This is a genomic window from Sphingomonas sandaracina, from assembly GCF_036663695.1.
Taxonomy (GTDB): Bacteria; Pseudomonadota; Alphaproteobacteria; order Sphingomonadales; family Sphingomonadaceae; genus Sphingomonas.
This window is the reverse complement of record NZ_JAXOJK010000003.1, coordinates 385200-397954: the sequence shown is the minus strand read 5'-3', so window position 1 is coordinate 397954 and position 12755 is coordinate 385200. Positions and strand designations below refer to the sequence as shown.

The 12755-nt window shown below is 64.8% G+C and carries 6 protein-coding genes; 3 read left to right on the top strand and 3 right to left on the bottom strand.

All coding sequences use genetic code 11. The annotated features are described in order from the left end of the window. The first annotated feature begins 118 nt into the window (after positions 1-118). From U1707_RS11295 to U1707_RS11285, 3 genes are all read left to right on the top strand, one after another. Positions 119-1255: an acyltransferase family protein gene (locus U1707_RS11295; RefSeq protein ID WP_332800162.1), complete on the top strand. Its 1137-nt coding sequence runs from the start codon at positions 119-121 to the stop codon at positions 1253-1255. Continuing rightward, positions 1255-2580, top strand: a complete 1326-nt coding sequence (locus U1707_RS11290; RefSeq protein WP_332800161.1) for a hypothetical protein — start codon at positions 1255-1257, stop codon at positions 2578-2580. The genes U1707_RS11295 and U1707_RS11290 overlap by 1 nt, the downstream gene beginning before the upstream one ends. Before the next feature lie 86 nt (positions 2581-2666). Next, complete coding sequence (locus U1707_RS11285) at positions 2667-3803, top strand: acyltransferase family protein (RefSeq protein WP_332800493.1); 1137 nt, start codon at positions 2667-2669, stop codon at positions 3801-3803. Positions 3804-3838: 35 nt separating this feature from the next. Here U1707_RS11285 and U1707_RS11280 read toward each other — a convergent pair whose 3' ends face one another. From U1707_RS11280 to U1707_RS11270, 3 genes are all read right to left on the bottom strand, one after another. After that, positions 3839-5230 carry an HlyD family type I secretion periplasmic adaptor subunit gene (locus U1707_RS11280; protein WP_332800160.1) on the bottom strand — a complete coding sequence of 464 codons (1392 nt, stop codon included), beginning with the start codon at positions 5228-5230 and terminating at the stop codon, positions 3839-3841. Beyond that, positions 5227-7362: a type I secretion system permease/ATPase gene (locus U1707_RS11275; protein WP_332800159.1), complete on the bottom strand. Its 2136-nt coding sequence runs from the start codon at positions 7360-7362 to the stop codon at positions 5227-5229. The genes U1707_RS11280 and U1707_RS11275 overlap by 4 nt, the downstream gene beginning before the upstream one ends. Before the next feature lie 153 nt (positions 7363-7515). Next, a complete protein-coding gene (locus tag U1707_RS11270) occupies positions 7516-12654 on the bottom strand; it encodes a beta strand repeat-containing protein (RefSeq protein ID WP_332800158.1) in 5139 nt (1712 codons plus the stop codon). Positions 12655-12755 lie beyond the last annotated feature (101 nt).

Below are 12755 nucleotides of genomic sequence, written 5' to 3'. Positions count from 1 at the left end.
CGTGCTGCACTGCAACGCATTTTTCGACAATTGACGTCAATCCGGGTATTCCGCAGTGAGTATGTCCCAGGGCGCGGTTTTCGGACCGGGGTCTTCCTGCCCAACCAAAGGGTTTTCGATGCGTCTCGGCCGGATAGACAGCCTTCAGATCCTGCGGTTCCTCGCCGCATTCCTGGTGCTGTGCGGGCATAGCCAACATGCACTGGTCGAACATATCGGCGCGCGCGCGGGGACCTGGGGCTTCATCCCGTTCGACTGGGGACTCGGCGTCGACGTGTTCTTCGTCATCTCGGGCTTCGTGATGTATTACATGATGCACGACCGGTTCGGGAATCCGGGCGCCGCCGCCGATTTCCTGCGCCGCCGGCTGATCCGGATCGCGCCGCTCTATTGGGTGTTCACGACGCTCGCGCTGGTCGTGCTGATCGCGACCGGCGCGCCGCGCCCCGGCATCACGAACATCCTGTTCTCCTATCTTTTCCTGCCCGGCCCGGTCTGCGGCGACTATTGCTTTCCGGTGTTCACGCTTGGCTGGACGCTGAATTACGAGATGATGTTCTACGTCGTGTTCGCGGTCGCACTGCCATTTCGGCGTACCGCGGGCCTCGCGATTATCGTCGCAGCGATCCTGGGGCTGATGGCGGTCGCGCATGCCGCACCGCTGGACTGGCGGATGCTGCATTTCTGGGGCTATCCGCTGACCGGCGAGTTCCTGGCCGGGATCGCGCTCGCGCACCTGTTCCTGAAGGGCGTCCGCATCCCCCGGCCGGTCGCGTTCGCGATGCTGCCGCTTGCGCTGGTGCTCGCGGTGATCGGGTATCAGACCGGCGCGTACGACACGATCGGCCGGATCGTCACCGGCGGCATTCCCGCGACGCTGATCATGGCCGCCGCGGTGCTCGGACTCGAGCCGGTCGGCGGGCAGCATGTCGCGCCGTCCGGCCTGACGCGGTTGCTGATCGCGGGCGGCGATGCGTCCTACGCGCTGTACCTGTCGCATCCGATCGCGATCAAGGTGGCCGAGGCGATCACGCAGAAGCTCGGCCTGTTCGAGCGCGCGCCCGTCCTGCTCCTGCCGATCGCGATCATCGGGGCCTTGATCGGCGCGGTGATCGTGCACCGCTTGCTGGAAAAGCCGATGCTCGCCTTTTTCAACCGACGCTGGAGCCGCTTCGGCAGCACTGGTATGGGAGACGGCCAACCCGCGCCCGGCCGCGCCGGCATCGTCGTTACTGAAGAACCGGAATCTCGCTGATGGCAAGTATATGGTATAGCCCCGAAACGAGGGACGACGCCGCAAGCACGATCGACAAGAAGGATCTGGCGTTCAAATGCGCCGCCGCGGTGCTTTGCATGTTCGCCGTCCGCGACGCGCTGACGGGCATGTTGCGGTACCTCCTGCAACTGGCGCACCTGTCCCCGTTATGGTTCGTGCCCGATCTGCTGGCGATGGTCGCGTTCGTCTATTTCGTCTGGCATTATGCGATCCAGAATCGCTCAGCCTTCGCCATCGTCGCGACGTTGAGCACGATTTCGGCGGCGGCCGTGTCGATCATCTTCATGTCGTGGACGCCGTCGATGTTCGCCTCGTCGGTGAAGTCCTTCATGCCGATCTTCGTCGGGTTCATCTGTTGCGGGCGCAGCGTCGTGCGACTGCCCGCGGTCAGGGTCTGCCTCGCGATCATGTCGGCAGTGTCGATCATCGGCCTGATCTTCGCACCGCATATCGACTATCCGTGGGTCGGCGCGGATATCGATAGCTTCAACGGGCTGCGCAACATCTCGCGCGTGTGGTGGATCGACGGCAAGGTGCGCTACGGCGGGTTCGCCGGCGACAGTACGATGGCCGCGTTCATGGTGCTGTTCCCGTACATGATGGTCTATCGCTATGTGCCCAAGTGGATGAATCTTCTGATTCTTCCGCTGATGCTGTGGGCGATCCAGATCTCGACCAACCGCACCGCCCTGCTCACGCTCATAATGTTCACGCTCCACCTCGTCGTGGTCGACATCCTGATCCCGGCAAAGAACCGGCTCGACGTCGATCGACTGATCGCCAAGTTCTCGTTCCTGACCGTGCTGGTGCCGTTCGTGCTCGTCTTCGCCCTGGCGGGTGCGGACCTGCAGAACGTGTCGTCCAAGTTGATGAGTCTGCAGGACCGGATCGACAATAGCTGGCAGCTGCCCTTCACCTATCTCCAGCAGATATTTCCTGCCGGTCTTCTGATCGGCTGCGGCCTTGGCTGCTTCGCCTATCCGATGAAGTTCTCGGAAATGGCCAACTACAACGTGCCGGTCGATAACTTCTACATGACGACGTATCTGATGCTGGGCATACCGTTCCTGATCATCGTCGCCGGCGTATTCGTCTCGTGCTACCGGACGGTCGACCGCACCAAGCTGCTGATGCTGATGATGCTGAACGTCTACGCCATCACGGTGCAGTGCTATGGTCCGGCGTTCGCCACGCTGATGATGGGCTACGCGTTCAGCGATTCGTTCATGACCGAGACCGGCGGATGGCGCCGCCGCGTCCGCAAGCCTGTCGGCTCGGACGAGAAAGCATTAGTCACGTCCTGATCGTCGACTACGAGTAAGTATCCGGAAGATGCCGACACGATAATATCGTGGACTCGCGAGTGAATCACCGCGTACTGCAATGACATATTGCGGGCGGGGGCTCTATCATCATTACATATATCAATATTCAGGCGCTGAGAGCGATCGCTGCTCTTATCGTGGTATGGGCTCATGTCCGGGAATTATTTCCCGATCTAGCCATTATAAAATATCTACCCAGCGGCTTGGCGGGCGTCGATTTATTCTTTGTGATCAGTGGCTTCATCATGGTCGTAAGCACGCAATCGCGCGCTATCGGACCTTTGGAGTTTCTCGCAAACAGATGGGGACGGTTAGCGCCAATCTATTACATCGTTACAATCTTCGTTTTTCTGCTCGCGGCATTCGCCCCTGCGATCATGAAAAGCTCGCGGCCTGATGCGGACTCACTGCTCTATTCGCTTCTCTTCATTCCGCATCTGAAATCCGCGGATCGCATTTACCCGCTATATTATCTCGGCTGGACGCTCAATTACGAGATGTTCTTCTACGCCACCTTGGCGCTGGGCATGCGGATTTTCCGGACATGGCGCTATGTCGCGACAGCCGTTTTCATCTGCGCGCTGGCGGCCTTGGGCTTCGCCATGGACGACCTGTTCGACGAGAGCATCGTGCTTTACGCTTTCACACGGTCGATAACGCTCGACTTCGTGCTGGGCATCGCGATCGCCTTGAGCATTCCCGCACTGACGCGGATCGGGCACAACCGCGTACTGGCCGGCCTAGCGCTGGTTTTAGGCTTAGTGGCGCTTGCCGTTGCGGGGCGCTTCGTCCCACATTTCGACGAACGTTTGATCGCACCCGCGGGCGATACGATTCTGCGCTACGGCATACCGGCGGCGTTGATCGTGGCCAGCGCGGTCGCCCTGGAATTGAACGGGGCCATCATCAAAAACAGGCTGGTTCTTTTGATCGGAGACGCCAGCTACTCGCTCTACCTGACGCACTTCTTCGTGATTGCGGTGGCGATCATGGCAAGCAACCGCTTGGGGCTCGGCACACCGGCGCGCATCGGCGTTGCCGTGGCCGCGTATGCCGCGAGCATCGCCGTTGCGATCGGCTTCTACAAAATGGTCGAACAGTCACTGAACCGCATCGTGCGCGCCAGATTACGGGCACTGTTCCACCGCGATACCCATCGCCGCCATGATCCTCCCGCCGGTGTCGTCGACGTAACCGTGTGATCGGCGGCCGGCTGCGTCGACGCCGTCCACCTTACCTAGCGCTCGCGTCCAGCCTCCGAAACGTCGCGCGATACCGGGTCGAGCATGTAGTCGAGCAGGCGGCGGCGGCCGGTGCGGATGTCGGCGGTGACCGCGAGGCCGGGGGTCAGCATCATCTGACGCCCGTCTGCGGTGACCGTCCTGCGGTCCATCGCGATCCGCGCCATGTAATAGGACGGGCCCTTCTCATCCTGCACCGCGTCGCGGCTGACCGAGACGATCCGGCCCGGCACGGTGCCGAACCGCGTGAACGGATACGCCTCGAGCTTGAGCGCGACCGGCTGCCCCGCGTGGACGAAGCCCGCGTCGCGGTTGAGCAGCTTGGCCTCGACGGTCAGCTTGCCGTCGGGCACCACCACCATCAACGCGCGGACCGGCTCGACCACGCCGCCGACGGTGTGGATCGCCAGTTGCTGGACGGTGCCGTCGACCGGCGCGACCAGCCGCTGCATCCGGCTCTGCTGGCTCGCCTTGGCGAGATCCTGGCGGCGCTGCATCGCATCCGACTGCGCCTTGGCGAGATCGCCGAGCGCGGTCTGGCGCGCCTGTTCGCGCGAATGGTTCAACTCCTCGCCGAACCGCTGCGCCTCCGACAGACCGCGCGTGCGCTGTTGCGCGGCGACGTCGCGGCTGCCCATCTCGCTGTGCCGCTGGCGCTGCATGTCGAGCACGCGCAGGCCACTGGCATAGCCGCGCGCGGCCAGCGTCTCGATCGCCTTCACCTGGCGTTCCATCAGCGGCCGGTTGGCGTCGAGCGCGCGCATCTGGTCGCCCGCCCCCGCCGCATCGGCAAGCGCGGAGCGACGTGCGGCGGCGAGCCCGGCATCGGCCGCGCGCGCGCTGCCGAGTTGGGCGGCGACCAGCCGACGTTGCGTGTCGAGCACGTCGGCGGGGGTGCCGGGCGGCGCCGTGAACACGCCGCGGCCGCCGCTCAGCCCGTCGACGATCGCGGCGTTGCGCGCGACGTCGATCTCGGCGGTGAGCAGCGCCTGGCGGGCCTGCGCTTCGTCGGCCGATGACAGGGTCGGATCGAGATCGACCAGCGGCTGGCCGCGCTTGACGACGTCGCCGTCATGCACCCAGATCCGACGGACCAGACCGCCGCTGACCGACTGGACCAGCTTGACGCTGTCGGCGGGGATCGTCCGCCCCTCCGCGGTCGCGACGATATCGACATGGCCGAGCGTCAGCCACAGCCCACTCGCCGCCATCCCGCCGAGCAGCAGCCACGCGGTGATCCGCGCGGTCGGCGACACCGGGCGCTCGATCACCTCGAGCGCGGCGGGCAGGAACGCGGTCTCCAGCGGGATGCGACGGTCGCGGCGGGTGGCGCGATCCTCGATCCAGGCGCGACGGACGAGCGACAGATGATGGGTGAGCGCGGTCATGAGGCGATTCCGTACAGGACGCCCATCTGGCGTCGGTAGAGGTCGGCGTAGCGGCCGCCGTGGCTGAGCAGTTCGTCGTGCGAGCCCTGTTCGACCAGGCGACCCTTCTCGAGCGCGACGATGCGGTCGCACTGGCGGATCGCAGACAGGCGGTGGGCGATGATGATGACGGTGCGGCCGACCGCCATCTGCTTGAGGTTGGTCTGGATGATCTCCTCGCTCTCGGCATCGAGCGCGGAGGTCGCCTCGTCGAAGATCAGGATGCGTGGCTGCGTGACGAGCGCGCGGGCGATCGCGAGCCGCTGGCGCTGGCCGCCCGACAGATTGGCGCCGCGCTCCTCGATCATCGTGTCATAGCCTTGCGGCATTCGCGTGATGAACTCGTGCGCGCCCGCCATCTCGGCGGCGGCCATGACCTTGTCGATCGGCAGCGCGGGGTTGGCGAGCGCGATGTTCTCGCGCACCGTGCGGTTGAACAGCACGTTCTCCTGTAGCACCACGCCGATCTGGCGGCGCAGCCACGCCGGATCGATCTGCGCGACGTCGACGCCGTCGACCAGCACGCGGCCGTTGGCGGGGACGTACAAACGCTGGAGCAGCTTGGTCAGCGTCGACTTGCCCGAGCCCGACGAGCCGACGATGCCCAGCGTCGAGCCCGCGGGGACGACCAGGTCGATGTCGTCGAGCGTCCAAGGACCGTCGTCGGCGTAGCGGAAGCGGACGTTCTCGAAGGTCACGCTGCCGCGGATCGCGGGCAGCGCGGTCTGGCTGCCGGCGCCCGGCTCGACGCGGTGGTTGAGGACGTCGCCGAGCCGCGCGACCGCGATCCGGACCTGCTGGAACTCCTGCCACAGCTGCGCCATGCGGATCACCGGGCCCGACACGCGCTGTGCGAACATATTGAACGCGACCAGCCCGCCAACCGTCAGGTCGTGCGCGATCACTGCCTGCGCGCCAAAATACAGGATCGCCGCCATGTTGAGCTTGGAGATCAGCTGGATCGCGTTGTTGCCGGTGTTGCCGAGGTCGATGACGCGCTGGTTGGCGGCCGAATAGCCCGCGAGCCGGCGTTCCCACGCGTCCTGCCACTGCGGCTCGACCGCGGCGGCCTTGACCGTCTGGATCCCGGCGATGCTCTCGACCAGCAATGCGTTGTTGGCCGCACCGCGTTCGAATTTCTCGTCGAGCCGGCTACGCAGCGGGCCGGTCACCAGCAGCGCGACCGCGAGATAGGCGGGGATCGCGAGTATCGCGACGAAGAACAGCTTGATCGAATACAGCGCCATCACCGCGAGGAAGACGACCGCGAACAGCGGGTCGATCAGCACCGTCAGCGAGGCGTTGGTGAGGAATTCACGGATCGTCTCGAGCTGGCGGACGCGCATCGCAGTGTCGCCGACGCGGCGCGATTCGAAATAGCTCAGCGGCAGGCGGAGCAGATGGCGGAACAGCCGCGCGCCGAGCTCGACGTCGATCTTCTGACTCGTTTCGGAATAGAGCCGGGTGCGCAGCCAGCCGAACGCGGTCTCCCAGAACGATACCGCGACGAAGCCGATCGTCAGCACCGACAGCGTCGACAGCGTGCCGTGCACGAGCACCTTGTCGACCACGCTCTGGAAGAACAGCGGCGCGGCGAGACCGAGCAGGTTGAGCGCCAGCGTGATCAGCAGCACCTCGCCGATCAGCCGGCGATAGCGGACGATCTGCGGGATGAACCACGAGAAGTCGAAACCCTTGCTCGCCAGCGCCGCACTCTCGCGCGTCGTGACGAGCACGAGCGTGCCCGACCAGAGCGTCTGGAGCGTCGCGAGGTCGACCTTGGCGACCGGCTGGTTCGCGCGCTGGATTAGCACCTCGTCGCCCTGCATCCGGCCGATCAGGAACCAGCCCTCGGGACCGTCCGCCAGCGCCGGGAGCGGCAGGCGGGCGAGATCCTCGGGCTTGGCGTTTCGCGTCTTGGCGCGCACGCCGTCGATGCCGCCCGCGAGCCGCACGAGCGCATCGGCATCGAGCGAATGGAAATGGCCGAGACCATGCCGCAACTGATCCGCATCGACCGCGATGCGATGGATCGCGAGCAGCGCGGTCAGCGCTACGAGGCCGCTGTCGTCCTGGATCGCCTGATGCTTCATGCGTCGGGTCGATCAGCGGCGGGAATACGGACGGGGTTCATAACATTTTCCACAAAGCCGATTCGGTGGCGTTATGGTTAAGCCCTAATTCCTAATTGGATGTTGCGGTGCGGCGCGCTTCACCGCTGAAACCGGTGCGCGCGCCGCAAAGCGTCAGCCGAAGGCGTAAATGCCGCTGTTGGCCGAGGTCTGTACCAGCCGATGCGATGCCGCACCGGTCAGCGTGATCGTCGCCCCCTGATCGTATTTCACGGTCAGGTCGCTGCCCGAAATCTCCATCATCGGCTGATACCCCGACTTCGCGAAGGCCGAGAGATCGAGCAGGTCGTGGCCGGCACCGAAGTCCGCGATCGTCGCCGACGTGCCGAGCGTCACGAGGAACCGGTCGTCGCCGCCGCCACCCGCGACGGTCGCGCCGCTACGGTCGACCAGCAGCAACTCGTCCGCCACCGAGCCCTTAACGCCGCCGGCGCCGCCCACCACGATCGCATCATAGCCGCTGGCCGCACTCCGGACGTCGGCGATCGCATGACCCGTCGTCGCGAAGCTTTCGGTCGTCGACACGCCCGCAGCGCTGGTCGTCGTGCGGCCCGTCATGACGCCCGCGCTGTAGCTGCGGACGATGCTGCCGCCGTCCGCAAGCTCGGTCTTGCTCGCGGAGAGCTGGTCCCTGGCGGTGTCGAAGGTCATCGTCGTCCGTCCGGTCGTGTCGGTCACGACCTTGCTCTGCTCGCGGCCGGCAACGTCGAAATATTCCTGGGTCTTACCGGTTGCGTCGTTCACTTCGGCGTAGGCGCGGCTGCCGTCGGCGCGGGTACGATCGACCGACAGCGTCTTGCCGGTCGCATCGGTCGTCACGACGCCGACCGCATAGTCGGACCCCGTCGGCATATAGACGGTGTTCACCGCCGAGCCGTCCGGCGCGGTCACGTACTTGCGCGTGACCGTGCCCGCCTGATCGTACAGCAGCGTCGTCCACTGCCCCGTGGCGGTGACGGCGACGTCCTTGACGACCCGACCTGCGGCGTCGAAACCGCGGCTGTGCGTGATCCCGCCGCCTTCGTCGGTGCGGGTCAGCAGCGTGCCGGTCGCGGCGTCGTACTCGCTGGTCACGGTCGTGTCGGCCCCGATCGTCGCGGCCTTCGTCTTACGCCCCTTCGCGTCGAAATAGGTCAGCGTGCGGGTACCGTCGGGATCGCGCGTTTCGGTATAGTCGAGCGTGCCGTCCGCATGACTGCGCGAAACCGATACGACGTTGCCCTTGGCGTCGACCATCTGCGTCTGCGTGACATAGGAGTGCCCGGTCACGTTGTAGATGGTGTTCTCGGCGGTACCGTCGGTGCGCTCGACGAACTTGTACGTCTGCTTGCCGGTCGTGGCATCATATTGCGACGTGGTCCACGTGCCGGCGGCATCGACGATCACCGCGGTCGTGCGGAGCCCGGCGGCGGTGTAGGTGTCGGCGGTGCGCGATCCATCGGCGTTATAGACCTCGAGGATCTTGCCACCGCCTGCGAGTTGCGTGCGGCGGCTCGCCAGACGCCCCTTCTCGTAGAGCGAGGTCGCGACATCGCCGTTGACCAGCTGGCCGATGTCGCGCGTGATGAACCCGGTCGCGGCGTCGATGCTGGTGGTGTGGCGTTCGCCACCGACCGCGATCGTTACCGACTGGGTGATCTTGCCGGTCGCATCATAGGTCTGGAGCAGACGCGATCCATCGGCGGCATTGGCCTCCTGATAGGCCAGGCTGCCATCGGCATGGCTGCGTACCAGAGCCGTAACCCTGCCCTTCGCATCGAACACGCTGCGCTCGGTCGTCCAGGTTTGGCCGGTGATGCCGAACGACTGCGTCTCGCCGCTGCCGTCGGCGTTCTTGATATAGCGTTTCGATACCGCACCCGCGCCGTCGAGGACCGACGTGGTCCAGGTGCCCGCGGTATCGACCGTCACTTCGTTGGTCTTCTTGCCCGCCGCATCGTACGTCAGCGTCGATCGGCTGCCGTCGGGCAGGACGGACACGATCTGCGCGACGATCCCGTTCTTGAAGCTGGTGGTGACAGTGCCGTCGACCGCCGACTGGACGACCCGCGACATTAATTTCGCGGTCGCCGGATCGTAGGTCAGCACCGTCCGCGTGCCGTCCTTCGCGACGTCGCCGGTCAGCGTCGTCTCGATCTGGCGACGGCCCTGCGAATCATAGGCCGTCGTGATCTTCGACGTGCCCTGCACGACGTCGGTCGAAACCAGTCGGCCCCCAGCCGCGCTGCGGGTCAGCGACAGCATCTTGCCGGCCGCGTCGGTGACCTGGATCTCGGTCGTCCAGGCGAGCCCGGTCAGGCCGTAAGCGCGCGTTTCGCCGCTGCCATCGGGATTGGCGACATACACCTTGGTAACCGCGCCCGACGTCGCATCGTACAGCGTCGTCGTCTTCGTACCGTCGACATCGGTCTGCAACTGCGAGATCTTCACGCCGGCGCTGTTGTAGGTGTAGCTGACCTTGCCCTGATCGTTCGGCACCTCCTCGTTCGTCAGGCCGCCGCCGCTATAGCTCTGGCTGCTGATGATCGCACCGTTCGCGGCCAGTTCCTGCCGGCTTTTCAGCCCGCCGGTGGTCGGTTCGTATGTGGTGATCACCCGGCCGCCGCCGACCGCGGTGACGGTCTGGTTCAGCTTGCGCCCGGTTGCGTCATAGGCGGTCGTCGTCCGCACCCCGTCGCTCGCATACGAGTCGGAATAATCGAGCGTGTTGTCGGCATGGCGCCGCACGACCGACACGACCTTGCCCGCCTTGTCCGTCGTCTGCGTCTCGGTCACGTAGGATTTGCCCGTGACGTTGTAGCTGGAGACGATGCTGCGCCCGTCCGCATATTGGACGAAGGTGCGCTGCGGCTTGCCGGTCGTCGCGTCGAAGACCTGCGTGGTGAAGGTCTTGGCGGTATCGACATCGACCTGGCGCGTCTTCATGCCGGTCGCATCGAAGGTTTCCGACGTGCGGCTGCCGTCGGCCCGAACCAGCGTACGATCGGCCATCACGCCCGCGGCGTAGCTGATCGTGGTGGTGGCGCCGGCCGAGGTCTGGACGACGCTGGATGCCAGCTTGCTGGTGGTGGCATCGTACGTCAGGGCGGTGCGCGTGCCGTCCGCCGCATTGGTGACCTTCGTCAGCAGCTGGCCCTTGGTGCCGAACGTGCTGGAGATCTTGCCGCCGTCGGCAAAGGTCTGCGCGGTGCTCACCGGCGTACCGTCGGCGCGCAGCCGCTCGACCAGAGTCACCACGCCCTTCGTGTTCACCACCTGATGCTCGGTCGCATAGGCGAGGCCGGTCAGATTATAGGCATAGCTCTCGCTGCTGCCGTCGGGACGCTGCATGAACTTGCGCGTGACCGCGCCGTTCGCGTTATATTGCAGCGTCGTCCAGACGTTGCGGGTATCGACCTGGACCTCGCTGATGCGCTTGCCGGCGGCGTTATACGTGTCGGTGACCTTGGACCCGTCGGCAGCGGTCATGGTGTACGTCGCAACGATGCCGTTCTTGTACACGGTCGCGGCATTGCTGCCGTCCCTGCCGGCGACCGTGATCGTCGTCGGCTTGCCGGTCGTGATGTCGTAGCTGGTGACGGTGCGGCCGAGCTTCGGATCGTCGACGATCGTCGACGACAGCTTGCCGGTCGTGAAGCTCTGGTCGCTCACCAGGCCGCCGGCGAATTCGGTATGGATGTTGGAAATGACGCCGCCGATATAGCCGTAGTCGGCGGTCGACACGAGAACGCCCTTGGCGTCGAACGACTGGTCTTCCTTCCAGCCGTTGCCCGTTTCGGTGACCATGAACGAATAGCCGCCCGAAACCTTCGCCAGCACGTCGGCATAGTTCGCGATCATGTACCGCATCGTCGCGACCGACGCGACGTCCAGCACCGATCCACCGGTCAGCGTCACGCTCTGCAACCCGGTCGACCCTGCCAGCTTGTCGATCTGCGCGACCAGACCGTCCGCGGTCGTGCTCAGCGTGGCCGGAACGACGGTGACGGGATCGGCATAGGCCGACTTCGACCCGACCTCGACGACCAGCGCATGATCGCCGACCGCGAGCGTGATCTTGCTGACATTGGTATAGGTCGCGATCGGCGTCGTGCCCTTCAGCGGATCGTAGACGTACACCGTCTTCTGCATCCCGCCGAGGTCGACGGTGACGGTCTGCGCCGCGACCGTCGTTTCGCTCTGCGTGGTGGTGTTCCACAGATTGGTGTCGCGCCACAGCATGATGTCATAGGCGCCATTGGCCTTGGTCAAGGCCATCGAATGACCGTCCGCGGGCATGCCGCTCACCGAATATGCACCGGCGGCCGAGGCCGCGGTGCCGGTCCCGGCATCGACATAGGACAGCAGGCTGGTCAGGTTGTGGACCGCCGTCGCCGCCAGCTTGGGCGAACCATCGACGTTGAACAGGCCGAAATGGAATTCCTTCTCGGCACCGTCCGGATTGAGGCTGCTGTCGAACAGCTCGTACAGGAACGTCTGGCTCGATCCGTTCTCGAACGCGTTGAGCAGCGAGTTCACCGTCAACTTGGCCTGCGCACGCTCGTTGACGCCGAGGCCTGCATCGGTCGCCAGCGTCGTGTAGCCGGTTTCCGTGATGACGGTCTTGTCGCCCGTGCTGGCCGCCGCGGCCCGCGCCATCGACGCCTCCATGACCTTGTCGGCGGTGCCGCCCGACGCGGTATAGGCATGCGCGTTGGCATAATCCGAATAGGCGCCGAGATCGCCGATCGCCGCATAGGCCGAGGGGCTTTCGAGCGCGACCGACATGTTGATGACCGACACGCCGGACAGGCCGGCATTGCCCTTCACCGCCGTGTATAACGCCTTCTGGTAATCGACCGCCGCCGCCAGCGATCCGCTGCCGTTGTAGCTGAACGGCTGGGTGTTGATCTCGTTGAGACCCTCGACCGATACGATGCTGCCCGCATGGCGCGTCTGAAAATCGTCGAGCGCCGCGATGTAGTTCGCCAAGCCGGTGGCCCCGGTCGCCGGCAAGCCCGACGACGTGACGAAGTCGAACTTGATGCCGGACGCCGCCATCGCATTGACCACCGCGTTGCCGGTGCCGGTGCCTTTCAGCGTATCGCGGACGGTATTTATGCCGAGATAGTCGAGGCTGGCGATGACCAGACTGGCGTTCGCATACGCCCCGTTGGCATTGCCGGAATGGGCGTTGACGCCAAGCGTCGACAGGAAGGATGAAGCGGAAGCGGTCGTTTTGGGCACGGTGGGCATCTCCATGACGTCACTCATTCCCACTCGCAGAAACTCGTGCCGGCAAACCTAAGCAAAGCCGTTAAAATCGCGTTAGCTGTATTATTTTTACAATATATCTCGCACTGCAGCATATCCAC

Coding starts and splice junctions, on each gene's coding strand:
- U1707_RS11270 (WP_332800158.1), bottom strand. CDS start 12,654: ATGAGTGACGTCATGGAGATGCCCACCGTGCCCAAAACGACCGCTTCC.
- U1707_RS11290 (WP_332800161.1), top strand. CDS start 1,255: ATGGCAAGTATATGGTATAGCCCCGAAACGAGGGACGACGCCGCAAGC.
- U1707_RS11280 (WP_332800160.1), bottom strand. CDS start 5,230: ATGACCGCGCTCACCCATCATCTGTCGCTCGTCCGTCGCGCCTGGATC.
- U1707_RS11295 (WP_332800162.1), top strand. CDS start 119: ATGCGTCTCGGCCGGATAGACAGCCTTCAGATCCTGCGGTTCCTCGCC.
- U1707_RS11275 (WP_332800159.1), bottom strand. CDS start 7,362: ATGAAGCATCAGGCGATCCAGGACGACAGCGGCCTCGTAGCGCTGACC.